Source organism: Cellulomonas sp. NTE-D12 (assembly GCF_027923705.1).
Classification (GTDB): Bacteria; Actinomycetota; Actinomycetes; order Actinomycetales; family Cellulomonadaceae; genus Cellulomonas.
The window spans coordinates 601,543-625,241 of record NZ_AP026442.1 but is presented as its reverse complement, the minus strand read 5'-3'; the positions used below and the strand labels follow the sequence as shown (position 1 = coordinate 625,241).

The 23,699-nt window shown below is 73.8% G+C and carries 23 protein-coding genes and 1 riboswitch; of the genes, 10 read left to right on the top strand and 13 right to left on the bottom strand.

Annotation, left to right across the window (positions count from 1 at the left end):
• Window positions 1-8: 8 nt before the first annotated feature.
• Window positions 9-1,304, bottom strand: a complete 1,296-nt coding sequence (locus tag QMF98_RS02905; RefSeq protein ID WP_337974575.1) for an ABC transporter substrate-binding protein — start codon at window positions 1,302-1,304, stop codon at window positions 9-11.
• A 183-nt stretch (window positions 1,305-1,487) separates the two neighbouring features.
• Here QMF98_RS02905 and QMF98_RS02900 point away from each other — a divergent pair, with 183 nt between their 5' ends.
• Entirely contained in the window at window positions 1,488-2,345 is an 858-nt protein-coding gene (locus QMF98_RS02900; RefSeq protein ID WP_337974574.1) for a DeoR/GlpR family DNA-binding transcription regulator, read from the top strand.
• Window positions 2,346-2,529: 184 nt separating this feature from the next.
• The gene (locus tag QMF98_RS02895) at window positions 2,530-5,544 is read left to right on the top strand and encodes an EAL domain-containing protein (protein WP_337974573.1); all 3,015 of its coding nucleotides are present in this window, start codon (window positions 2,530-2,532) and stop codon (window positions 5,542-5,544) included.
• Between the two features lie 26 nt (window positions 5,545-5,570).
• Here the strand turns inward: QMF98_RS02895 and QMF98_RS02890 are convergent, their stop codons facing one another.
• The gene (locus QMF98_RS02890; protein WP_337974572.1) at window positions 5,571-5,861 is read right to left on the bottom strand and encodes a hypothetical protein; all 291 of its coding nucleotides are present in this window, start codon (window positions 5,859-5,861) and stop codon (window positions 5,571-5,573) included.
• A 147-nt stretch (window positions 5,862-6,008) separates the two neighbouring features.
• Between QMF98_RS02890 and QMF98_RS02885 the strand changes: the two genes are divergently transcribed.
• Complete coding sequence (locus QMF98_RS02885; RefSeq protein WP_337974571.1) at window positions 6,009-6,731, top strand: HEAT repeat domain-containing protein; 723 nt, start codon at window positions 6,009-6,011, stop codon at window positions 6,729-6,731.
• Between the two features lie 54 nt (window positions 6,732-6,785).
• Here QMF98_RS02885 and QMF98_RS02880 read toward each other — a convergent pair whose 3' ends face one another.
• A complete protein-coding gene (locus QMF98_RS02880; protein ID WP_337974570.1) occupies window positions 6,786-7,388 on the bottom strand; it encodes a hypothetical protein in 603 nt (200 codons plus the stop codon).
• Between the two features lie 59 nt (window positions 7,389-7,447).
• Between QMF98_RS02880 and QMF98_RS02875 the strand changes: the two genes are divergently transcribed.
• Both QMF98_RS02875 and QMF98_RS02870 read left to right on the top strand, forming a co-directional pair.
• Window positions 7,448-7,924 (top strand): OsmC family protein, encoded by a 477-nt coding sequence (locus QMF98_RS02875; RefSeq protein WP_337974569.1) that lies wholly within the window; start codon window positions 7,448-7,450, stop codon window positions 7,922-7,924.
• On the top strand, window positions 7,924-8,610 hold the full coding sequence (locus QMF98_RS02870; RefSeq protein WP_337974568.1) for a hypothetical protein: 687 nt from the start codon (window positions 7,924-7,926) through the stop codon (window positions 8,608-8,610). Before QMF98_RS02875 ends, QMF98_RS02870 begins: the two co-directional genes overlap by 1 nt.
• Before the next feature lie 41 nt (window positions 8,611-8,651).
• Here QMF98_RS02870 and QMF98_RS02865 read toward each other — a convergent pair whose 3' ends face one another.
• Entirely contained in the window at window positions 8,652-9,644 is a 993-nt protein-coding gene (locus QMF98_RS02865) for an aldo/keto reductase (RefSeq protein ID WP_337974567.1), read from the bottom strand.
• 33 nt (window positions 9,645-9,677) lie between these two features.
• On the opposite strand from QMF98_RS02865, the gene QMF98_RS02860 reads away from it, so the two are divergent.
• From QMF98_RS02860 to rocD, 3 genes are all read left to right on the top strand, one after another.
• Complete coding sequence (locus QMF98_RS02860; RefSeq protein WP_337974566.1) at window positions 9,678-10,151, top strand: SRPBCC family protein; 474 nt, start codon at window positions 9,678-9,680, stop codon at window positions 10,149-10,151.
• A 152-nt stretch (window positions 10,152-10,303) separates the two neighbouring features.
• Window positions 10,304-11,131: a dimethylargininase gene (gene ddaH, locus QMF98_RS02855; protein WP_337974565.1), complete on the top strand. Its 828-nt coding sequence runs from the start codon at window positions 10,304-10,306 to the stop codon at window positions 11,129-11,131.
• 28 nt (window positions 11,132-11,159) lie between these two features.
• On the top strand, window positions 11,160-12,389 hold the full coding sequence (rocD, locus tag QMF98_RS02850; protein WP_337974564.1) for an ornithine--oxo-acid transaminase: 1,230 nt from the start codon (window positions 11,160-11,162) through the stop codon (window positions 12,387-12,389).
• Window positions 12,390-12,508: 119 nt separating this feature from the next.
• Here the strand turns inward: rocD and QMF98_RS02845 are convergent, their stop codons facing one another.
• Window positions 12,509-13,621, bottom strand: coding sequence for a CAP domain-containing protein (locus QMF98_RS02845; RefSeq protein ID WP_337974563.1), 1,113 nt, complete (start codon window positions 13,619-13,621; stop codon window positions 12,509-12,511).
• Between the two features lie 234 nt (window positions 13,622-13,855).
• Between QMF98_RS02845 and QMF98_RS02840 the strand changes: the two genes are divergently transcribed.
• Window positions 13,856-14,335 carry an Lrp/AsnC family transcriptional regulator gene (locus QMF98_RS02840; RefSeq protein WP_348773391.1) on the top strand — a complete coding sequence of 160 codons (480 nt, stop codon included), beginning with the start codon at window positions 13,856-13,858 and terminating at the stop codon, window positions 14,333-14,335.
• Between the two features lie 7 nt (window positions 14,336-14,342).
• Here the strand turns inward: QMF98_RS02840 and QMF98_RS02835 are convergent, their stop codons facing one another.
• The 4 genes from QMF98_RS02835 to QMF98_RS02820 form a co-directional block, all read right to left on the bottom strand.
• Window positions 14,343-15,281: a universal stress protein gene (locus QMF98_RS02835; RefSeq protein WP_337974562.1), complete on the bottom strand. Its 939-nt coding sequence runs from the start codon at window positions 15,279-15,281 to the stop codon at window positions 14,343-14,345.
• 69 nt (window positions 15,282-15,350) lie between these two features.
• The gene (locus tag QMF98_RS02830) at window positions 15,351-15,893 is read right to left on the bottom strand and encodes an HNH endonuclease (RefSeq protein ID WP_263731613.1); all 543 of its coding nucleotides are present in this window, start codon (window positions 15,891-15,893) and stop codon (window positions 15,351-15,353) included.
• 202 nt (window positions 15,894-16,095) lie between these two features.
• Window positions 16,096-16,860 (bottom strand): C40 family peptidase, encoded by a 765-nt coding sequence (locus tag QMF98_RS02825; protein WP_337974561.1) that lies wholly within the window; start codon window positions 16,858-16,860, stop codon window positions 16,096-16,098.
• A 4-nt stretch (window positions 16,861-16,864) separates the two neighbouring features.
• Window positions 16,865-17,061, bottom strand: a riboswitch (cyclic di-AMP (ydaO/yuaA leader).
• 250 nt (window positions 17,062-17,311) lie between these two features.
• Window positions 17,312-18,007, bottom strand: coding sequence for an iron-dependent transcriptional repressor DtxR (locus QMF98_RS02820; protein WP_291763973.1), 696 nt, complete (start codon window positions 18,005-18,007; stop codon window positions 17,312-17,314).
• A 98-nt stretch (window positions 18,008-18,105) separates the two neighbouring features.
• Here QMF98_RS02820 and serC point away from each other — a divergent pair, with 98 nt between their 5' ends.
• Complete coding sequence (serC, locus tag QMF98_RS02815) at window positions 18,106-19,239, top strand: phosphoserine transaminase (protein WP_337974560.1); 1,134 nt, start codon at window positions 18,106-18,108, stop codon at window positions 19,237-19,239.
• Here serC and QMF98_RS02810 read toward each other — a convergent pair.
• The 4 genes from QMF98_RS02810 to QMF98_RS02795 all read right to left on the bottom strand — a co-directional run bounded on the left by QMF98_RS02810 (window position 19,215) and on the right by QMF98_RS02795 (window position 23,674).
• Window positions 19,215-19,931 (bottom strand): peptidase, encoded by a 717-nt coding sequence (locus QMF98_RS02810; RefSeq protein ID WP_337974559.1) that lies wholly within the window; start codon window positions 19,929-19,931, stop codon window positions 19,215-19,217. The two genes, serC and QMF98_RS02810, sit on opposite strands and share 25 nt — an antisense overlap.
• A gap of 117 nt (window positions 19,932-20,048) precedes the next feature.
• Complete coding sequence (locus tag QMF98_RS02805; RefSeq protein ID WP_337974558.1) at window positions 20,049-21,812, bottom strand: DUF4012 domain-containing protein; 1,764 nt, start codon at window positions 21,810-21,812, stop codon at window positions 20,049-20,051.
• A 132-nt stretch (window positions 21,813-21,944) separates the two neighbouring features.
• Window positions 21,945-23,246, bottom strand: coding sequence for an MFS transporter (locus QMF98_RS02800; protein ID WP_337974557.1), 1,302 nt, complete (start codon window positions 23,244-23,246; stop codon window positions 21,945-21,947).
• On the bottom strand, window positions 23,243-23,674 hold the full coding sequence (locus tag QMF98_RS02795) for a MarR family winged helix-turn-helix transcriptional regulator (RefSeq protein ID WP_291763982.1): 432 nt from the start codon (window positions 23,672-23,674) through the stop codon (window positions 23,243-23,245). The genes QMF98_RS02800 and QMF98_RS02795 overlap by 4 nt, the downstream gene beginning before the upstream one ends.
• Window positions 23,675-23,699: the final 25 nt, after the last annotated feature.

Genomic DNA, 23,699 nt, shown 5'->3' with positions numbered 1-23,699 from the left:
CTCGGGGACTAGAACTCGCCGACCCACTTGGCCTGGGCGTTCTTCAGTGCGTCGTCCACGGACTGCTTGCCGTCGAGCGTGCTCTGCAGCTGCTCGCCGAAGTCACGCATCAGCTGCTCGGAGACCGGCAGGCCCACGAACTCGTTCGCCGGGGTGCCCTGCTTGTAGATCTCGAAGGCGGACTTGAACAGCGGGTCGCTGTTGGAGAAGTCCGGCGTCGAGCCGGTGTTCCCCGGGAAGGCGTTGGCCAGGGTGGACATCTTGGAGTTGACGTCCTTGCTCAGCAGGTACGAGACGAGCTTCCACGCCTCGGCCTTGTGCTTGCTGTTCTGCGCGATGCCGATGCCCCACGAGGCGTACGGGATGCCGCGCTTGCCCGAGTACCCGTCAGCAGCCGGGATGGCCGAGATGCTGAACTTGAGGTTCGGGTTCTCCTTGCGGATCAGGTTGATGTGCGCGAGCGAGTCGATCATCATCCCGACGCGGCCGTTGGTGAACTGCTCGACCTTGTCCTGCTCCTTCATGGTGAAGGATCCGGGGGCGATGACCTTGGCGTCCCACAGGTCCTTGACGAACTGCGTCCCGGCCTTCACGTCGGAGTTGGTCAGGTCGGGCTTGCCGTCCTTGAGCATCGAGCCGCCGGACGCCCAGACCCACGACATGACGTCGTTCTGCACGCCGTTGGGCGCGTCGAGCGACAGCGGGAGCACCCACCCGGAGGCGGCGCCGCCGGCCGTGATCTTCTTGGCCGCGTCCATGAACTGCGTGCGGGTCGACGGAGGTGCGGTGACCCCCGCCTTGCTCAGCAGGTCGTCGTTGGTGAACAGCGGGTAGACGAAGTTGAGCACCGGGATCATGTAGGTCGAGCCGTCGAGCTTGACCTGGCTGACCAGCTGGCTCTCGTCGTAGCCGTTCTGCTTCATCAGCGCCGACAGGTCCGCGATGGCGCCCTGCTTCTTGAAGTCGCTCACCCACGCACCGTCGAGGCCGACGACGTCCGACATGGTGCCCGATGCAGCCCCCGCGACCACCTGCTCCTTGGTCGAGGCGTAGGGGCCGCTGAGCAGCTTCACCTCGATGTTCGGGTTCTGCTTGGTGAAGTCGTCCATGAGGCCCTTGAGCGCGCCCGCGGGCAGCTCCGGCTCCCACCACTGGGCGAACTCGAGCGTGACCTTCCCGCCGCTGTCGCCGCTGGACGCCGACGTGCTGGACGACGAGCCGCTGCTGCAGCCGGCGGTCACCGCGAGCGCCGCTACGCCGAGGACCGCCACAGCGGCCCGAACTGCATGAGCACCGTTGCTCATCTCGCTCCTCTCTGAGACCTGCGAGATCGTGCGCCTCGATGCGCACTTCTGCGTGTTCGTGCACGCTAACGCAGCCTCACTCCGGCGCGCAAGGGCTGCTGGACGCTCGTCTCATAACGATCTGGGGTGGGAGCGCGTGCATGCATGCGGTGGGGGCGTGCTGTTATGTGCTACTACTTGCGCATGTCCGCTTCAGCATCCGAGGGCGTCGCGACGCGGCGACTGCCTGCCGGCCGCAAGGCCGAGCTCGCCGCCTACGTGGCGGAGGCCGGTGAGGTGACCGTCGCCCGCCTCGCGGAGCACTTCGACGTCTCGCCGGACACCATCCGCCGGGACCTCGACCAGCTGGACGCCGACGGCGTGCTGATCCGCACCCACGGCGGCGCCGTCAGCCTGACCGCCAACCCGCGCCCGGACACCGGCCTGGACGTGCGCCTGCGCCTGCGGGCCGACGCCAAGGAGGTGATCGGCCAGCTCGCCGCCACGCTGGTCGAGGACAACGCCGCCCTCATGGTGAACGGCGGCACCACCACGCTCGCCCTCGCGCGGCACCTGCGGGACCGCCGCGACCTGACGATCGCCACCAACAGCCTGCGGCTGCCGGCCGAGATCTCCCCGCAGTCCATCCGCGACCTGTACGTGTTCGGCGGCTCGGTGCGGCTGACCGCCCAGGCCACCGTCGGTCCGGTCGGCATCCCCATGTCGGTGTCCGGCGGCGACCTCGACATCCGCTGCGACCTGGCGTTCATCGGCGTCGGAGCGGTCTCGGCAGACAGCGGCTACTCCACGAGCAACCTGTCCGAGGCGTCGATGATGGCCGAGATGATGCGCCGGGCGTCCCGCGTGGCGGTCCTGGCCGACTCCTCGAAGTTCGGCCGCCGCCTGTTCGCGCAGATCGCCGAGCTGGACCGGGCGGACTACCTGATCACCGAGGTGGCGCCGCCGGAGGCGCTCCAGGACGCGCTCGACCGGGCAGGCGTTCGGGTGCTGCACCCGGGCTCGGTCGACCTGGCGGTCCACGCACCGACGACCGAGGACTGACCGCCGGACCGCCGGCGCCCGCGGCTCCCTTGCCAGGCCCGGCCGCGGCGCGGGCGCGGCAGTCGGCCCCGCGGCACGCGGGGCGTTACGGTGCTCGCTGGCACGCCGGCCCGGCTCTGTCGCTCACCGTAGAGCGCTCGGTGGCTGCCGGCAGCGTGCGCGAAGGGCCGAGAAGGGCAGAGCCGTGGACGACCCGACGACGGTCCTGGTGGTCACCCCCAGCCTGGGCGGCCACTACTTCGGCCAGCTGCTGGCCGGTGTCACCCGGCAGGTGAGCCAGGCGGGCGGACGGGTGGTCGTGGTCGAGACGCTCCCCGAGTCCGCGCCGCGGGACGAGGCCGGCGAGCCCGGCGACTTCTCCATCCCCGTCGCCTGGTCGCACGTGCGCGGCGTCGTCTCCATCACCACCGCGGCCGGCGCGGAGTACCTGCGGCGGCTGCGCGAGACCGGACGGCCCGTGGTGCTCTCGAGCACGCTGATGCCGGACTTCCAGGCACCCGCGGCGATGCCGGACAACCACGGCGGGGTCGTGGCCGCCGTGGAGCACCTGGTCGGGCACGGGCACACCCGCATCGGCTTCGTGGGCAACTTCGCCCAGCAGGACATCCGCGACCGGTACGAGGCGTACCGGCAGGCGTTGGCCGCGAACGGCCTCGAGCTCGACCCCGCCCTCGTCCTGCGCGCCCCGAACAACGGGGAGACCGGCGGGGACGAGGCCGCCCGTCTGCTGCTCGCCGCCGACGCCCGTCCCACCGCGCTGATGGTCGCCACCGACCGCAACGCGCTCGGCCTGATGCGCCGGCTGACCGCCGCCGGGATGCTGCTGCCGGACGAGCTGGCGATCATCGGCTTCGACAACATCGAGGCGGGCGCGTTCGCCGTCCCCGCCCTCTCCACCGTCGACCAGCGCTTCGACGAGGTGGGGGCGCTGGCCGCCACGCTGGTGCTCGCGGCGATCCGTGGTGAGCAGGTGCCGAGCGCGGTCGTCACGCCGCCGGTGGGTGCCCTGACGCTGCGGACGTCCTGCGGCTGCTCGGCGGAGCCGCGGCCACGTGGTGCCGCGCCGGCCGAGCACTCAGCCGGCCCAGCTCCGCGCGTCCGGCTCGAGCGCGCCCTCACCGCCGTGCTGCTGGGCGACGAGAGCCGCATCGCACCCGTGCGGACGGCCGTCCGGGCCGCGGTGGGTGCCGTCGATCGGATGCTGACGGCCACGGAGCCGGCCACCGAGGCGGAGGTCGACGTGCTGGTCCTCCTGGTGCGCAGCCTGACGTCCCGGCCGGACGCGCTGCGGCGCGTCATCGAGGCGGTGTCGCGGTACGCGTCGGAGGTCGTCGTCTCCCCCGTGCAGGTCTCCGCCTGGGGCGCGGTCGCCACCGCGCTGTGGCGGCTGCAGGCCAGCGCCCTGCTGCGTCAGGTCGAGGAGACCGAGGACGCGATGGCCGAGCAGTACGTCGTCGACGCCGCCCTCCTCGACACCACCCAGACCGACCCTCGTACGCTCGGCTGGCTCGCCGGCACCCACGTCCGGGCGGCCGTCCTGGCGCTGCGCGTCGAGGAGCGGTCCGACCAGCTCCTCGACGTGGTCGGCGCGTACGACGCCGGCGGCACCCTGGCGCACCACGTCGGCACGCGCACCGCCGTCGAGTCGTTCCCCCCGACCGAGCTGCTCGACCTGCTGCACGACGACCGCGAGATCTGCGTCGTCGTCCCGGTGCGCACCACCACCCACGACTGGGGGCTGCTCGCGCTGGTCGGAGCCGTGGACTCGGCGTCGACGCGCGAGACGTACCAGCACTGGGCCGGGCTGCTGTGCACGGCCCTCGAGTCCCGCCGACTGCAGGAGGAGGTCCGTCGCAGCTCGCTGCACGACGCGCTGTCCGGCCTGCCCAACCGGCGGCTGTTCCTCGAGCGGCTCACCGCGGCGATCGACCGCCGCGAGCGTACCGGGACCCCGTTCGCGGTGCTGTTCCTCGACCTCGACGGCTTCAAGCTGATCAACGACGCCCTGGGGCACCAGGCGGGCGACCGGGTGCTGGCGGCCGTGGGCGACCGGATCCGTCGCGAGCTGCGCTCGGTGGACACCGGGGCGCGGTTCGGCGGCGACGAGTTCGCGGTGCTGCTGCACGACACGGGCCCCGAGGGGGCGCTCCGCGTGGCGCAGCGGGTGCAGGCGGTGCTGGCCGAGAAGCTGGACCTGGACGGGGCCGACGTCGCGGTGCGGGCGAGCATCGGCATCGCCACCGGCAGCGTCGGCCAGGAGTCGGCCGAGGACGTGCTGCGCGACGCCGACGCCGCGATGTACCGCGCCAAGTCGCGGGAACCGGGCGCGGTCGCCTTCTTCGACGATGCGATGCGGGAGCACGTCGTCCGGCACCAGCACCTGCACGCCGAGGTCCGCAGAGCCCTGGCCGAGCACCAGTTCGAGGTGTTCTACCAGCCGATCGTCAACCTGACGTCCCGCCGCACCGACCGGTTCGAGGCCCTGGTCCGGTGGCACCACCCCGAACGCGGCGTGGTGCTCCCCGACGAGTTCCTGCCGGTGATGGAGGAGACGGGGCTGATCGTCCAGCTGGGCCACTGGGTGCTGGCCGAGGTGTGCCGGCAGCTGGCCGAGTGGGGTCCCGACGTCGTGAACGTGGCGGTCAACCTGTCCGACCGGCAGTTCTGGCACCGCGGGCTGCTGCCCCGTGTGCTGGACGCGCTGTCCCGCAACGGACTGACCCCGGACCGGCTCACCCTGGAGGTGACCGAGGGCGTGCTGATGCGCCGCCCCGAGGTCGCCCTGCACCTGATGCAGCAGCTGCACGACGCGGGCCTGCGCCTGCACATCGACGACTTCGGCACCGGCTACTCCTCGCTGGAGACCCTGCACCGGTTCCCCGTCGACGCGTTCAAGATCGACCGGTCGTTCATCCGCGGGCTCGCCTCCGGCGACCGCAGCACCGAGCTGATCACCGCGCTCGTGGACCTCGGCCGGTCGCTCGGGGTGGCCGTGGTGGCCGAGGGCGTCGAGACGGACGACCAGCTCGAGCTCCTGCAGCGGATCGGCTGCGTCACGGGTCAGGGGTACCTGTTCATGCCGGCCGTCACCGGCGAGCAGGCCGGCGCCCTCCTCGGCCGGGAGCTGGCGGAGCAGCCGCACGCCGACCGGCCGGAGCCCGGCGACGAGCAGCCGGTCCTCGAGCCGACCGACACCTGAGCGGCGCCGACGTCCGAGCAGCGCTGTCAGCGCAGCGGGTACCAGCGGGCCCCGAACCGGCGGGTGGTCCTGCTCGACTCCACGACCACCAGCTCGTCGATCCGGCGCACCACGGCGCGTCCGACGTCGGACGCCTCCTGGTCGTCCGGCGCCTCGAACCGCACCACCACCAGCGCCTGACCGCGGCGGATCTCGACGCTCCCGGCCTCGACCGCCGTCAGCGCCCGCGCCGTGTCGACCGCCGTCGGCAGCACCTCCGCGGGGTCGACCCCGCGGTGCAGCGCGCCCAGCGCCATGGTCACGCGGTACGACGGCATCGCCGCGCAGCCTACGGCGCCACGGGAACTGCCCCGGTACCAGCCCCGGGACGGCCCGCCGATCGGCAGGATGGTCACGCCCGCGCCGCAGCGGGCCCGCCGGGACGGCCCCGTCGACCCGGCTCTGCCGATCGTCGAGGAGAACCCGTGCCCACGCCCGTCCGCGCCGCCCATGCCGCCGAGCTGCGCCACCTGGGCCCCGCCGCCGTGCACGAGTACCTGAGCGGCCGTTCCGGGCTGCCGGGCCCCCGCGCCAACCTCGAGCTGATGCAGGCGTTCGCCGACGTGGCGGCACCCGCGCTGATCCACGAGCTCAGCCGGGACGACGACGTGTACCTGCGCTGCTGCGGCACCGTCGGCCTGGGCCGGCTGTACCTGGAGGGCGACGACGACGAGCGCGCCTCGGTGCGCGACCAGCTCACCCGGCTGGCCGGCGACGAGTCGTGGCGCGTGCGGGAGGCGACCGCCATGGCGGCGCAGCGGATCGGTGACGGTGACCCGGCCGCCGTCCGGGCGATCGCCGGCGCCTGGGCGTCCGACCCGGACCCGCTCGTGGCACGCGCCGGCATAGCCGCGCTGAGCGAGCCACGGCTGCTGCGCGACCCGCTCACCGCCACGGCTGCCCTGGCGGCGTGCGCGGCCGCCACCGACACGCTGCGGGCCGTGCCAGCCCAGGACCGGCGCGCCGAACCCGTTCGCGTGCTCCGGCAGGCGCTCGGCTACTGCTGGAGCGTCGCCGTGGTCGGCGATCCCGCCGCCGGGCTGCCGGCGTTCGAGGAGCTGCGCCGACGCGCGGCAGACGACACCGACCTGACGTGGGTCGTCACGTCCAACGCCGGCAAGCACCGGCTCCGACGCCTGCTCGACTGACGGGCTGACGCCGCACGGCCCGGCGGCTGCGCCTCGGCCGGTCGGCTTCTGCGGTCAGCCCCTGCTGTCCGCCGCCGTCCCGCCGCCCGCCGGCGTACGGCGCTCCTCGCGCGTGACCAGCTCGGGGGGCAGCAGCGCCGCCACCACCGCCACAGCACCGACCACCAGGGCGGACGCACCGCTGCCGATGCCACTGACCTGCGACAAGGCGTAGCCGAGGGCCAGCGTCACCGCCACGGCGCCGACCGAGATCGCCGTCACGCGGGTGCGCCGACCCTCCGGCAGGCGACGCCGCACGGTCACCAGCACCAGCACCAGCCACCCGATGCCGGCGACGCCCGCCGCCACCATGAACCCCGCCAGCACGGCCACCAACCCTGCCCAGTCGCTGCTCGACGCGACGCCGGTCAGCAGGGCGGCCAGCCCGCCGAGCGCCACGGCGACGAGCCCCACCACCAGCAGGCCGACCACCCAGAAGCCCACCACCGACCGCGGCCGGGCGGCCGGCGCCGCACTGCTCCCGGTCGCGACGACGCTCGGCGCCTGAGCGGGATCGGCGCCGACGGGTGCCGGCAGCGCCGATGCGGTGGGGCTCACGGGGACGGCACCATCGTCGGGCACGGCCGCGGCTGCGGGCATCTGCTCGTCGGACGTCATGCGCCGGACCTTAGCCCCGGCTCGCGCACCGGCGATGCCGCCGTGCGAGTATCGAGCGCATGACTGTCGAGCCGACCGCCGCGCCCTCGTCCCCGTACCCCGTCCCACCGCTGCCCAACGCCGACGACACGGCTCTGTGGGTGGAGCGCACGGGCCACCGCCGCTACACCGGCCGCAGCTCGCGCGGTGCGGAGGTGCTGATCGGCTCGGTCGGCGACGAGGGCTGCTTCAGCCCCGGCGAGCTGCTCAAGATCGCGCTCGCCGGCTGCGCCGGACTGTCGATCGACAACGGGGTGTCCCGCCGGCTCGGCGAGGACGTGCCGGTGACGATCACGGTCGGCGGCCTGGGCGACGAGGCGGAGGACCGCTACCCCGCCCTGGCCGACGACGTGCGGATCGACCTGTCGGGCCTGGACGAGGCCACGCGCGAGCGGCTGCTCGTGGTGATGCGCCGCGCGATCGACGAGCACTGCACGGTCGGCCGCACGCTGAAGGCGAGCGCGCAGGTGACCACCACCATCAACGGGGCCGCCTGATGGTGGCCCCCATCGAGAAGCTGCTCGACAAGGCCGTCGCCATCCCGTCGGCCACCATCCACGCGCACGTGCAGAAGGTGCGCTCCCGCAACCCGCACGCGACACCCGAGCAGGTGGTGCGGCTGCTGGAGAAGGAGTACCTGGCCGTCGTGCAGGTCGCGGGAGGGGCCGTGGGTGCCGTCGCCGCGGCACCCGCGGTGGGCACCGGTACGGCATTCGCGCTGACGGTGAGCGACGTGGCGACGTTCTTCGGCGCGTCGGCGGCGTTCGCCCTGGCCGTCGCCTCGGTGCACGGCATCGACGTCGCGGACACCGACCGGCGCAAGGCGCTGCTGCTCGCGTCGATCCTCGGCGAGTCCGGGGCGGCCGCGGTGCAGGACGCCGCCGGCATCGGCTCGGTGCGGGTGGCCCGGTCGCTGCTGACCCGGATGCCGCTCGCGACGGTGCGGAAGGTGAACTCGACGCTGACGCGGCGGATGATCCGGCGGCAGGTCGCCAAGCAGGGCGGGCTGGCGCTGGGCCGACTCGCCCCGTTCGGCATCGGCCTCGCGATCGGCGTGGCCGGTGGGCGGGCGCTGGCGCACACCGTCATCGACGGGTCGCGCATCGCGTTCGGCCCGGCGCCGGCGGTGTTCCCGGAGACGCTCGTCATCGCGCCGACGGCACCCCAGATCGAGCGCCGCTGAGCGGTCGGTCGGCGCGGCCGTCGTAGCCGCGCCGACGTGCCTCACCAGCGGGAGTGCACGTGCTCCCGGATGCGCTCGTCGTACACGCCCCGCAGCGCGTCGAGCGTCTCGGCGCTGAGCGGCGGCACCTCGGCCGCCCGAGCGTTCGCCTTGGCCTGCGCCGGGGTCCGCGCACCGGGGATGACGACAGAGACGCCCGGCTGGTCGATCACCCAGCGCAGCGCCAGCTGGGCGGTCGTCGCGCTCGACGGCGTCAGCGCCGCGACCTCGCGGGCCGCCGCCACCCCGACGTCGTAGGGCACCCCGGAGAACGTCTCGCCGACGTCGAACGCCTCGCCATGCCGGTTGTAGCTGCGGTGGTCCGTCGGCGCGAACTGCGTCTGCTCGTCGTACCGGCCGGACAGCAGGCCGGAGGCGAGCGGCACGCGCGCGATGATGCCGACGCCCGCCTCGGCCGCCGCGGGCAGCACCTTCTCGAGCGGCTTGCGCCGGAACACGTTGAGGATGATCTGCACCGTGGCGACGTTGGGGCGGGCGATGGCCGCCAGCGCCTCGTCCACCGTCTCCACCGAGACGCCGTAGGCGGCGATGCGCTTCTCCTCGACCAGCACGTCCAGGTCGTCGTAGGTCTGCTCGCGCAGCAGCACCTCGGTGGGCGGGCAGTGCAGCTGCACCAGGTCGAGCGTGTCGGTGCGCAGGTTCTCGCGGGACCGGTCGGTCCAGCGGCGGTACGCGTCGAGCGTGTAGGCGCCGGCGACGTGCGGGTTGGCGCGCCGGCCCATCTTGGTGGCCACCGTCAGCCCGGAGGAGGCACCGCCGCGGCTCGCGACGAACCGCCCGACCAGCCGCTCGGACCGCCCGTCGCCGTAGACGTCCGCCGTGTCCAGCATCGTCACACCGGAGTCCACCGCGGCGGCCAGCACGCCGAGCGCGACGTCCTCGCCGACCTCGCCCCAGTCACCGCCGAGCTGCCAGCAGCCCAGCCCCACCACGGACACGTCGCGGCCGGTGCGGCCCAGGACCCGGTGCTCCATGCGGGCGACCCTACCCCGGGCGAAGATCGGTGCATGGAGCGCGAAGCGGTGGTGACCAGGCGCATGCCGGGCTCGGCCCAGCAGGTGTGGGACGCGGTGACGGATGCGCGCAACCACGCCCGGTGGATCCCGATGACCCGGGTGCGCACCGACGGGCCGCCGCGGGTCGGGGGCCGCATCGAGGCGGTGTCCGGGCCGGGTGCGCGGCACGGCGGTCCCGGGGTGGTCGACCGGATGCGGATCGACAGGTACGACCCGCCGGAGGCCGGCCGGCCCGGCATCGCCGTCTACCGCAAGGTCGGTCCGGTGATGCACGGCAGCGCGACCATCGTCGTCGTCCCGGACGGTCCGCACGGCGCCGTGGTGCGCTGGTCGGAGCGCGTGCACCTGGTCGGACCCCTGCCGCACGCCTGGACGGCGGCGCTGCTGGCCCCGGTGTTCGACGCCATGCTGCGCCTCGCGCTCTCCCGCGCCGCTCGCACAACGGATCGCCGCTCTCAGCCGTAACCACGCAACGGATCCACTGCCGACGGCAACCGAATGGCACCGGCATTCGTGCAGACCGCCTCGTACCCTCGAGTGGACCCGCGACGAGGCGGCCCGCCTGACCGCAGCGCGGGACCGGCACCCCGGCCCGCACCGACCCGCCGAGGAGACCCATGACGACGCACGCGCCCGGAGCCACCGCCCGCCGCTACCTGATGTGCGAGCCCACGTACTACACGGTCTCCTACGAGATCAACCCGTGGATGCACAAGGACCAGCCGACGGAGACGGCGCTCGCGGTGCAGCAGTGGCGGCGCCTGCGGGACACGTACCTCGACCTGGGCCACACCGTCGAGCAGATCGACCCGATCCCCGGCCTGCCGGACATGGTCTACGCCGCCAACGGCGCGACCGTCGTCGACGGCATCGTCTACTCCGCACGGTTCCGCTACCCCGAGCGCCAACCGGAGGGCCCGGCGTACCAGAAGTGGTTCGCCGACCGGGGGTTCGTCACCCACACCGCCGCCCGGATCAACGAGGGCGAGGGCGACATGCTGGTCGCCGGGCGGCTGGTCCTGGCGGGCACCGGGTTCCGCACCGAGCGGGCGGCGCACGCCGAGGCGCAGGAGCTGTTCGGTCACCCGGTGATCTCCCTGGAGCTGGTGGACCCGCACTACTACCACCTCGACACGGCGCTGGCCGTGATCTCCTCCGACCCCGACGACCCGCAGGTGGCGTACTTCCCGGCGGCGTTCTCCGCCGGGTCGCGTGCCGTGCTGGAGCAGCTGTTCCCGGACGCCCTGCTGGCCACCGAGCGGGACGCGCAGGCCCTGGGCCTCAACATCGTGTCCGACGGGCAGCACGTGGTGCACGCGCCCGGTGCCGTCGACCTGGCCGCGAAGCTGCGCGAGCGCGGGTACGACACGATCGCCGTCGACACCTCCGAGCTGCTCAAGGGCGGCGGCGGTGCCAAGTGCTGCACGCTGGAGATCCGCTCCTGACCGACGTACGGCTGACCGAGGAGCCCGCATGGACACCGTCGTGACCGGCCGGTCCGCCGCGAGCTCCCTGGCGCCGAACTATCACCCGCTCCCGGTGACCCTGGCCACCGGCGAGGGGTCCTGGGTGACCGACGTCGACGGGCACCGCTACCTCGACCTGCTCGCGGCCTACTCGGCGCTGAACTTCGGTCACCGACACCCGGCGCTGGTGGCCGCGGCGCACCGCCAGCTCGACCGGCTCACCCTCACGTCGCGGGCGTTCGACCACGAGCTGCTCGAGCCGTTCGCCCGCGCGGTGGCGGGGCTGGTCGGACCCCTGCTGGCGGAGCCCGACCCGCTGGTGCTGCCGATGAACACCGGGGCCGAGGCGGTGGAGACGGCGATCAAGGCGGCCCGCAAGTGGGGGTACGAGGCGCGCGGGGTGCCCGACGGGCGGGCGACGATCGTCGTCGCGGAGGGCAACTTCCACGGGCGGACCACGACGATCGTGTCGTTCTCCGACGACCCCGACGCCCGCCGCGGCTTCGGGCCGTACACGCCGGGGTTCCGGCTGGTGCCGTACGGCGACGCGTCCGCCCTGGTCGACGCCATCGACGACACCACGGTCGCCGTGCTGCTCGAGCCCGTCCAGGGCGAGCAGGGCGTGGTGGTCCCGCCCGACGACTACCTGCCCGCGGTGCGGGCGGCGTGCACAGCGCGCGGCGTGCTGCTGGTCGCCGACGAGGTGCAGTCGGGGCTGGGCCGCACCGGCAGCACCCTGGCGTGCGAGCGCCGGGGGGTCCGGCCGGACCTGGTCACGCTCGGCAAGGCGCTCGGCGGGGGGATCGTGCCGGTGTCCGCGGTGGTCGGCCGTTCCGACGTGCTCGGGGTGCTGACGGCCGGCACGCACGGGTCGACGTTCGGCGGCAACCCGATGGCGTGCGCCGTGGGGCTCGCCGTGGTGGAGCTGCTGTCCACGGGCGACCTGCAACAGCGGGCGCTGACGCTCGGTCAGGTGCTGCGCGACCGCCTCGACGCACTGGTGGCCGAGGGCCTGCTGGCACGGGTGCGGACCATCGGCCTGTGGGCGGGGCTGGACGTGGACGCCTCCCGCGCCGGCGGTCCGGCGACCGGCCGCGAGCTCGCCGAACGCCTGCTGGCCCGGGGCGTGCTGGCGAAGGACACGCACGGCGCGACGATCCGCCTCGCCCCGCCGCTGACCATCACCGACCAGGACCTGCACCTGGCGCTGGACCGGCTCGCGGACGCGCTTCGCTGAGCCCGTGGTGGGCGGCCGCAGGGCTCGCGGCCGCCCACCACGTCATCACGGGCGCGGCGTGGTTGCGGCTCGACCGCGCGTCCGGCGGGCGTCGCGTCCGCGTCGGGCGCGATCCGGCGTCAGTTGAACTTCACCGCGCCGTACAGCCAGCCACCGTCGAGCGCCCCGCCGACCGCCATGCTCGAGACGTCGGTGCGCAGCATCTGCGCGTTGTGCGAGGGCGAGCGGGACCAGGCGCCGACCAGGGCGGACGCGCTGCCGTTGCTGATGCAGCCGACGATGTTGTCGAAGCCCGAGTGCCAGATGCCGCCGGCGTCCGCCATGTCGAGCGCGTGCCCGACGAGCGTCCCGGACCGTGACACCGACAGCGCCGGGAGCCCGTTGCTGGCGCGGTAGTCGTTGATGGCCGCACCGATCGCCCCGACGGACGACTCCGCACCGGGGGTGCCCACCGGGGCACCGGGGCAGACCAGGCCGCCCGCCGGGATGGCCATCGGACCGGCCGACGGCGCCTGCGGAGCGCTCGCCACCGGGGCCGAGCTGCGCACCGTCCGCGTGCTGCGCGTCGACTGCTGGGCCGCCTGCTGCGCCGCGGCCTGTGCCGCCGCCTGCGCCGCCGCAGCCTGCTCGGCGGCCACCCGTGCGGCGTCCGCGGCCTGCCAGGCCTGCTCGGCGTCCGCGACGGCCTTGTCCTGACCGGCCAGCCCGCTGGCCCCGGCGCGGAGCGCGGCGAGGCTCACCGGCTGGCCGCCCAGGATCGCGGAGACGGAGACGATGCCGCTCTGCAGCGGGGCGCGCAGGTCGTCACCGACGTGCGGTGCGGCCGCCAGCGTGCCGTTGGCGTGCGTCAGGGCCGTGGTGGTCGCCGTGACGGCCGCCGCCCGTGCTGCGGCCAGCTCTGCCGATCCCGCGGTGGAGACGTCGTCGCGCGCGGCCGTGTCCCCCGCGAGGGCCGTCAGCGCCTGCGCCGTCCGCGCCTGTGCCGCGTGCTGCTGCTCGGTCGCATCGGCCCGCTGCTGCTGCACCACCGTGCCGGCCACCACCAGGACGGCGACGGCACCGAACCCGACCAGCATCGTCGCGGTCCGCCGGCGGGGCGCCCCGACCGGCCCCTCCGGACCGCTGCGCTGGGTGGGGACCCGGTCGAGCGTGCCGGGAGCGGCGTACCGCTGCGGGACGCCCGTCGTGCGCACCGCCGTCCCGGCCGCCCCCTCGGAACGCTGCGTGTCCACCGCGTCCACCGTGCACCTCCCGCTCGCGAGTCAAAGGCCACCAATAACGGCCTCATCGCCGATTGTGCTGGTTATCGGCGCATTCGCTACGGGACCAAAGGAATTCCATCAGTGTAGTTCGTGTGATTTCGACCGCTTTTTCTGGTATCGAATCGGACATTCTTCACATGTAGGGAGGAATGGTGTCGGCCCTGACGGATCCGCCCCCGCGCGCCCGGCGAGGATCATGGGGCCGTGCACGACGACCGCCCGCACCCCATGGACGCCCTCGACGCCGCGATCGTGCGGGAGCTGGCGCTCGACGCCCGCGCCACCTACGCACAGGTCGGCCACGCCGTCGCGCTGTCCGCACCCGCCGTCAAGCGCAGGGTGGACCGGCTCCGGGACGAGGGCGTGATCCGGGGCTACACCGTCCGGCTCGACCCCGCGGCGCTCGGCTGGCAGACGGAGGCCTTCGTCGAGCTGTTCTGCCACGGCAGCACCAGCCCGGCGACCATGCAGGCCGCGATCGAGCAGTACCCGGAGGTGATGGCGGCCAGCACCGTCACCGGTGACGTCGACGTGGTGCTCCAGGTGCGCGCGCGGGACATGCGGCACCTCGAACGCGTCGTCGAGCGGCTCGCCGCCGAGCCGTTCGTGGCGCGCACCCGCTCGACGATCGTGCTGTCCGCACTCGTCCGCAGGCCCGAGGTGCCGCCGGCGCCCGCGGAGTGAGCGCGGCTCAGGCCGCCGTCGGCTCGGGATCGGCTCCCTTGGTCACCACCAGCACCGGGCACTGCGCATGGTGCAGCACCGCCTGGCTGGTCGACCCGAGCAGCAGCCCGGTGAAGCCCCCACGTCCGCGCGAGCCCACCACCAGCAGGTCGGCCTCCGCGGACATGTCGGTCAGCACGGCGGCCCCGGTGCCGTCCAGCACCTGGCGCTCGACGGTGAGCCCCTGCGCGTCGTCGGCCACCCGCTCGAGCACCAGCCGCAGCGACTCCTCGACGTCCGCCAGCACCGCACTGTGGTCGACCGGCTCGGGCAGCCAGGCCAGCACCCCGGTGACCGTGTTCACCGGCACGGCGGACACCACCACCACGGTCGCCTGCCACCGGCGCGCCTCCCGCAGGGCGCAGCGCAGCGCCAGCTCGGACTGCGGGGAGCCGTCGACACCGACCATCACGCGGCGCACCGGCGTCACCGGAGGGACCGGGGCGTCCGTCGGCTCCTGCGCGCCCCGGGCCGCCCGGAGCGGCACCACCACCGTGGGGCACTTGGCGTGCGCGGGCAGCGCCGAGGAGACGGTCCCGAGCAGCCGCTCGGCGAACCCGCCACCACCTCGGGTGCCGACCACCACCAGGCCGACCTCACGGGACTCGTCCACGAGCACCGCGGTGGCGTCGCCCACCGCCACGTGGCTGGTGACGGGCAGACCGGAACCGGCGACCCGGGCGAGCGCCTCGGTCAGCACCGCCTCCGCACCGGCGCGGATCGCCGAGTCGTCCAGAGCGGCGTACCCGCCGTCCAACGAGGCCGCTGCGAACGACGGGAGTGCGTAGCTGCACACCAGCCGCAGCCCCCACTGCCGCACCCGTGCCTCCTGCGTCGCCCAGTCCAGGGCGTGCAACGCAGCGTCCGATCCGTCCAGGCCCACCAGGATCACGTTCTCGTGCGACATGATCGGTACCTCCTTCAGCCCATCGTGGCACGCCCTTGACGCAACGATGGGATGAAGCGGGGAAACCGCTCAGGCTGCGAGGTAGCGGCTCCACACCGGCTCGGCCCGGACGGCGGCCGCCCCGAAGGCGACCGACCACCGCGGCGCCCGAGGGGTGAACCGCAGCTCCCAGCCCAGCTCGTGCAGCAGGTGGTCGGCCTTGCGGTGGTTGCAGCGGACGCAGGCCGCGACCACGTTGCCCCACTCGTGCCGACCGCCGCGCGACCGCGGCAGCACGTGGTCGACGGTGTCCGCTCCCCCGCCGCAGTACGCGCAGCGGTGGTCGTCGCGCTGCAGCACCGTGCGCCGGGTGGGCGGCACGGGTCGGCGGGTCGGCACGTGGACGTACCGCGTCAGCGACAGGACCACCGGCAGGGGGATCGCCGCCCGCTCGGAGTGCAGCAGCCGGCCCTCCGACTCCAGCACGGTCGCCTTGCCGGTCATCACCAGCACGACCGCCCGGTGCAGGCTCACCACGCACAGCGGCTCCCCGCTGGCGTTCAGGAGCAGCGCTCGCGGGAGCGAGGCTCCGGTGCCGTGGGCGCCCGCGGGCTGCGGGGCTCCTGCAGGCACCTCGTCGAGGGGTCCGGTCGTCAGCACGGCGTTCTCCTGACCTTCGCGGTCGGACCGGCTGGCTGCCGGCCCGTGACTTCAGGCAACTCGCGTGGTGCGGACCCAGGGTAACCGTCGTGGTCCAGCCGAATGTGCGACGAGGCCCCGACCGTGTCGGTCGGGGCCTCGTCGTGAAGCAGTGCCGGCGTGCCGGCGGGGGTGGTCAGGACACCCGGATGAACACCGGGGCGCTCTGCCAGATCGAGCGGAACTGGACCGAGCCGCCCGGGCGCGGGGCGTCGATCTCCATGTCGCCGCCCGCGTAGATCGCGATGTGGCCGGGCGAGTAGATCAGGTCACCGGGCTGCGCGTCGGCGCGCGAGACGATCGTGCCGGCGCTGCGCTGGGCCTCGGCGGTGCGCGGCAGGCTGATGCCGAGCTGCGCGTAGACGTACTGCGTGAAGCCGGAGCAGTCGAAGCCCGACGGCGTGGTGCCGCCGTAGACGTACGGGACGCCCACGTAACGAGCCGCGATCTGCAGCACGGCGCTGCCGGCGACGCTCGGAGGCGCAGCGACCGTCGCAGCAGCGCGGACGGTGGAGCGCGAGGTCGCGGTCGCCGTGCGGCTGGTGGCGGTGGTCTTGGCCTTGACGACCGGTGCCGGCTTGACGGCGGTGACGTCGTCGACGTCGAGGGTCCAGGTGGCCTGGTCAGGAGCGGTCACCACGGGGGCGGCGTCGAGAGCGGCGCGAGCGGCCCCCGTCAGCGTCGCGGTGTCCACCGAGGCGAGGCCCGAGGCGTCGTTGGGCTCGGCGATCGCCGGCGCAGCGCCCAGAACCGAGACGACGAGCCCCGAAGACGCAGCGACCACCGCGGTGCGACGGCCGACGACGGCCATCTGCGCGGTGGCGGTGGAGGCGAGCTGGGTGAGGGGGGTGGACGGACGGCGTGCGGCCCGGTGCCGGGCGCGAACAGTGCTCTGGGACAACAGGTGTGCCTCTCCGTGCGCCTGCGAGGTCAGCTGTCGGGTTCGGGTGGGAGAACACCCGGTCGGGCGCACGATCCGAGGACCGTCCGCCCGGCTTCACCCCAAGGACACCGTCACCGGTGCCCACGATTTGGGTCCCCCGCCCCTGCCGGCGAGTAGTACGGAACCTCGATCGGCGGCAGGGTTCGGCGTTCCGCTCGAGGGCTTCTCGGAGGAGGGTTCCGTGAAGCAGGACGAACGTACCCGACGGTTCCGGCGATTGTCACGCTCCGGTCACGACGATGTCGTGAAGAAGTCGGACGAGCGACCGGGACGCCGGAGGCGCACGGGACGAAGGTCATGCCCTCACCCGTTCGGCCCAGCGCATCGCCGCAGGTCAGAGGCGGCCCACAGCGGAAGCCGAGCGGGCCCACAGCGCACCCGTCACTCAGTCCGGGCGCGACCGTGTGGTTCAGGACACGGACACGAAGATGTGTCGGGCCACGTCGTCGGGCAGGTCCAGCACCACACCCGACCCCGGCACGCCCACCGTCACCACGCCCTCGCCGCGTTCCACGTCCACCCGTGCGCCGGGTGTCACACCGGCGTCCGAGAGCCGCGCGAGCAGCTCGGTGTCCACCTGCAGGGGCTCGGCGATCCGGGCGACCACCACCTGGGCGGCCGCCGTGGGGACGCCCTCGCCCGCGAGAGGCGCGACGTCGTCCAGGAACCCCACGCCGGTGGGCCGCTCCCCGAGCTCGTCCAGCCCGGGGATCGGGTTGCCGTAGGGGTCGAACCGCGGGTGCTCCAGCAGCGCGGCCAGCCGCCGCTCCACCTGCTCGCTCATCACGTGCTCCCAGCGGCACGCCTCCTCGTGGACGTGCGGCCAGTCCAGGCCGATCACATCCGTCAGCAGCCGCTCGGCGAGCCGGTGCTTGCGCATCACGCGGGTGGCTCGTGCCATCCCCTGCGGGGTGAGCTCGAGGTGCCGGTCCCCGCTGAGCACCACCAGACCGTCCCGCTCCATCCGCGCCACGGTCTGCGAGACGGTGGGGCCGGAGTGCCCGAGCCGCTCGGCGATCCGGGCGCGCAACGGCGGGATGCCCTCCTCGACCAGCTCGTAGATGGTCTTGAGGTACATCTCGGTGGTGTCGATCAGGTCGGTCACGGCACGCCTCCCCATGCATCGTCGGGCCGCGCGCCCGCGTGACCAGGGTAGTTGGTCACACCGACGAGCCGCGGGGCCGACCGCCTATCCTCGGCGTCGTGGCCACGGCTCCCGACCTGCACATCCCTGCCGACCTGCTGCCCCGGGACGGACGGTTCGGCTGCGGCCCGTCCAAGGTCCGGCCCGAGCAGGTGGCCGCGCTCGCCGCGGTGGGCGGCTCGCTGCTCGGCACGTCGCACCGGCAGAAGCCGGTCCGAGCGCTCGTCGGCCGGGTGCGCGCGGGGCTGACCGCGCTGTTCGACGCGCCCGACGGGTACGAGGTGGTGCTCGGCAACGGCGGCACCAACGCGTTCTGGGCGATGGCGACGGCCTGCCTGGTCGACCACCGCGCGGCGCACGCCTCGTTCGGCGAGTTCGGCGCCAAGTTCGTCACCTCGACGTCCCGCGCCCCGTTCCTGGCCGAGCCGCACGTGGTGACGGCCGAGCCCGGTTCGATGGTGGTGCCGGAGCACGTCGACGGCGTCGACGTGTACGCGTGGCCGCACAACGAGACCTCCACCGGTGCGATGGCGCCGGTGCGCCGGGTGGCCGGCTCGCGCGAGCAGGGTGCCCTGGTCCTCGTCGACGCGACGTCCGGCGCCGGCGCGCTGCCGGTGGACGTGCGGCAGACGGACGTCTACTACTTCGCGCCGCAGAAGGTGTTCGCCTCCGACGGCGGCCTCTGGTTGGCCCTCGTCTCGACCGCCGCCGTCGAGCGCTCCGCCCGGATCGAGACCGGCGACCGCTGGATCCCCGAGTTCCTCTCCTTCAGCGCCGCGGTGACCAACTCCCGGCTGGACCAGACCCTGAACACCCCCGCCGTGGCGACGCTGGTGCTGCTCGCCGAGCAGCTGGACTGGATGCTCGAGCAGGGGGGTCTGGAGTGGGCCGCGGCACGCAGCGCCACGTCCGCCGGGCACCTGTACTCGTGGGCGGAGTCGCGAGACTGGGCGAGCCCGTTCGTCGCCGACGCAGCCGCGAGGTCCACCGTGGTCGGCACGGTGGACCTCGCGGAGGACGTGCAGGCGGACACGGTGGCGGCGGTGCTCCGTGCCCACGGCATCGTGGACACCGAGCCCTACCGCCGCCTAGGTCGCAACCAGCTGCGGATCGGCATGTTCCCGGCGGTGGAGCCCGACGACGTGCTGGCCCTCACCGCCTGCATCGACTACGTGGTCGAGCGCCTCGTCTGACGCGCCTGGCGGTGCATGGCCGCCCGGATCACCAGCAGCAGCGTGCCGAGCAGCACCAGCCCGGCACCGCCGAAGGCGTACGGCGCCACGTCGGAACCGGTGGCGGCCAGCACGGCCGACCGCACGGACGAGGTCGGTGTGACGTCGTCCGCCGCGAGGACCGCCGAGTTCACCGGGTCGCACGCGCCGGCGACGGCCGGGTAGCTCACCGTCGCGACGGTGGACGGGTTGACCTCGAAACGCACCTCGACGGGCTGCCGGGCCCAGTCGAAGGCGTCACCGCGGGTCCAGCTGCCGTCGGACTGCTGCGTCCAGCCGGGCCAGTCGACGATCGTGCCCTTGTTGTCCAGGACGGCGCCCGGCCACAGGAGCGTGCCGTTGAGCGGCTGGTCGGTGAGCACCACGTCCGTGCCGCCGGGGTGCACCCAGGTGATCGTCGCCGTGGTGAGGGTGGTGCCCATCTCCTCGAGCGAGTACTTCAGCAGCGGCACGTCGTTCACGCAGACGGGGTTGACGTGCGCGGTGAGCTGGCAGACGCCGGGAGCGGCGTAGCCAGGACGGTCCGTCGGGCACGGAGTCCCCGACGGCCCCGGCTCGGTGGGCAGGGTGCTCGCTCCCGCCGGTCCGGCGACGAACAGACCGACGAGGAGCGCCATGATGACGATCAGTCCGCGTCGCGCGTGCGTGGTCATGGTGTGCCGCCCTGGCTCGACAATGGGTACCAACCGGACAATCTTCGCGCAACGGACACGGTTCGTGCGGGTGCAATCGGGCCCTTGACCGGGTGATTTGTGCTAGTCGGACCGGGTTCAGGACGGGCAGGTGGCGGTGACGAGGCCACCCGACGCCACCGTGGGCGTCGCCCAGACCTGCACCGCACCGTGCCGCACCGGAACCTGGACCCGGTAGGTCGCGCTCTGCCCGGGTGCCAGGACGCTCGAGACGACCTGCACCTGCCGGCCCGCCTGCTGCGCGGCGAGGCCGGACACGACGGCGTCGTCGCCCAGGCGCAGCGACGGCAGCGCCGCACCCTGGGCGGCGTACACCGTCAGGTCCGTGACCAGCGACCCCGGGGCGAACCCGGTGGCCCGACCGGCGGTCTCCCGTGGCCACGACGCCACGTCCGCCGGCGGGCTGTAGGTCAGGTCCAGGCGCACGTCCGCGGTCGGCGTGGGACCGGTGCAGCGCAGGTTCTCCACCGTGACGGCGGTGCGGAGGTAGTAGTCGAGCTTCCCACCGGTGCCGTCGTCGAGGAACACGCCCGTCGCGTCGGCGTACGGCCCGCTGAGGAACGCGCCGCCGAGGGTGCGGACGGACAGCCGCTGCTCCTCCTCGGGGTGCGCGGACCACACGCGGACGCGGCCGTCCGACGCGGCCTTCGCCATCGCGTCGACCAGCCGCCCGGGGTCGCCCTTGCCGCTGACGACCGCGCCGAAGATGGCCGTCGCCGCCTGGGCGAAGTACTGGTCCGCCGCCTTCGCCGCGAGGCCGCCCACGTACGGGTCGCGCAGCAGGGACGGCACCGCCGACTGCTGGTCGAGCGTGCCGCTGGACGTCTGCACGCCGCCGACGGCGCCGAGCAGGTAGGACACCGCGATCGGGTCGGTGGCGATCACGCCGTCGACCGTGCCGCCGACGTCCTTGGCCCAGTGGGCGGCGATCAGCTGCGCGGAGCGGGGGAAGTCCGGCGTCAGCACCGAGTCCTGCACCCAGCGGCCGAGGCGGTCGGTGTCGATCGCGAGCTCGGCGTCGGTGAGCGGCAGCACCGGCTGGGCGAGCTCGGTGAAGTCGGCCGTGGACCGGTGGTCGACCAGGCGGACGACGCCGTGGTCCACCTGCACCGCCGCGACGGCGCCGACGATGCCGCCGGCGCTGCGCAGCTCGGCCGAGTTCAGTGCGACGACGAGGTACGTGCGTGGTCCGTCGGCACCGAGCATCGGTGGCACCAGCGCGGCGAGCTGCGAACCGGTGTCCAGCGCCGACGCCAGCTTGGGCAGCAGCTGCTGCACGGTGCCCACCGGCCCCGCCAGGCGGTGCACGAGGCGGCGGGTGTCGATCGCCTGGACCCGCGCGGCGGCGGCGGTGGACACCTGGGCGGCCCGCGTCAGCTCCGGCTCGACATCGGTGAACGGTGCCAGGTTGACGCGGCCGTTGCTCAGCAGCGTGTCCCGCGCCGCGAGGACGCCCTGGGCCCGGTCGAGCACCGGACCGGCGGAGCTCACCACGTCGTCGAGCGCGACGGTGACGACCCGGACCGCGTTCAGCTGCGCACCCGCCCAGGGCAGGTGCTCGGCGACGCGCCACACCGGGTCCGAGGCGGCCGACCGCGCCCTGGCCAGGTCGCTGCGGACGTGCGGCAGCGCCGTGCTCACCGCCGACACGTCGGTGGCGCTGAGGCTCGCGGCGCCCGAGGGCAGCGCGCGCTGCGCCTCCGCGAGCGCCGTGCCGGCCTGGTAGACCCGCAGCGCGAGCCAGCCGGCGGCGAGGACCAGCACGACGGCGACGCCGAGGCCGGTGAGCAGCAGACGACGCGGCCACGGCGAGCGGGCTGCCGTCGGCTGGTCGTCCTGCATCCCGTGATCGTGACATATCGGACACCGGGGACCGCCGGGCGGTCGTCGAGTTCACCCCGGTGGGGCGGGCGGTTCACCCGTGTGCCACGTCGTACGCCGACGGACGGCTCAGGCCGCCTCCCGGACGCGGCGCTACGCCGCGGTGCGGACCACCTCGGTCGCGGCCTCCGTCGGCGCCTCGAGGTGGCGGACCACCAGGTACGGCCGACCGCGCGTCCGAAGCCGCACCTGCACCCGCCACGCCCGAGCCGCCCAGATCGCGGCGCCCGTCGAGACGAGGAGCGCCGTGATGGAGCCGATGCCGATGGACCAGCGGGCGCCGAACTGCTGGCCGATCCAGCCGACCACCGGCGAGCCGATGGGCGTCGCGCCCATGAACACCATCATGTAGAGGGACATCACGCGGCCACGGACCGCGGGGTCGGTGCTCATCTGGATGGTCGCGTTGGCCGCCGTCATCATCGTGAGCGACGCGAGGCCGACGGGGATGCAGGCGATCGCGAACGACGGGTACGTCGGCATCAGGGCCAGCACGCCGGCAGCCACTCCGAAGGCGAACGCCGCGCCGATCACCAGCCGCACGCGGGGCCGCTCGCGGCGCGCGGCGAGCAGCGCACCGGCCAGGGAACCGATCGCCAGGATCGAGCCGAGGATGCCGTACTGGCCTGCACCCTTGTGGAAGACGGTGCGGGCCATCATGGCGCTGGTCAGCTGGAAGTTGAGGCCGAACGTCGAGACGACGCTCATCACCACCATGATCAGCATGATGTCCGTGCGGTGGCGCACGTAGGCCAGGCCCTCGCGGATCTGACCCTTGGCGCGAGGCGCCAGCGGCATCCGGTGCAGCTCGCCGGGGTGCATCCAGACCAGCGCGAAGATGGTGCCGGCGAACGAGATCGCGTTGATTCCGAACACCCAGCCGGTGCCGACCGCCGCGATCAGCAGCCCGGCGAGGCCGGGGCCGATCAGGCGGGCGGCGTTGAAGGACGCGCTGTTCAGGCCGACGGCGTTGGACAGCTTGTCCGGCGGCACCAGCTCGGCGACGAACGTCTGCCGGACGGGTGCGTCGACGGCCGAGACGGCACCGAGCGCCAGGGCGAACAGGTACACGTGCCACAGCTGCGCGTGCCCGCTCAGCACCAGCGCGCCGAGCCCGGCCGCGAGCACACCCATCAGGCCCTGGGTCAGCATCAGCAGCTTGCGACGGTCCACCCGGTCGGCCAGCACGCCGGCCCACGCCGACAGTGCCAGGATCGGCGCGAACTGCAGCGCGGTGACCACGCCGACGGCCACGCCTGAGTCGTGGGAGAGCTGGGTCAGCACCAGCCAGTCCTGCGCGACGCGCTGCATCCAGGTGCCGATGTTGGCGACGAGGGCGCCGCCGAACCACAGCCGGTAGTTGCGGAAGCGGAGGGAGGAGAACGTGGCGCTCACTGCTCGGCGATCCCCCTCAGCAGCTCGGCGGCACGGGACAGCACGGCCCGCTCCTCGGCGGTCAGGCCCGCCAGGCGCTGGGCGAGCCAGGCGTTGCGCCGCCGCCGCGTCTCCCGCACCTCGGCGACCCCCTGCTCCGTCAGGGAGACGACCACCTGGCGGCCGTCCGCGGGGTTCTCCCCCTTGCTGACCAGACCCAGGTCGACCAGGCAGTTCACCGTGCGCGTCATGGTCGGCGGCTGGACCCGGTCGGCGTCGGCCAGCTGACCGGGCGTCATGGGGCCGTTGCGGGTCAGCAGGGCCAGCACGGAGAACTGCGGGTCGGACAGGCCGGCGGAGCCGCGCTCGGCGCGCACCCGGCGGTTGGCCCGGCTCAGCGCCACGCGCAGGTCCGCGGCGAGGCTCGGCGCGGTCACGGCGGGGGGCATGGTCGTTAGTCTATCTCATTACCTG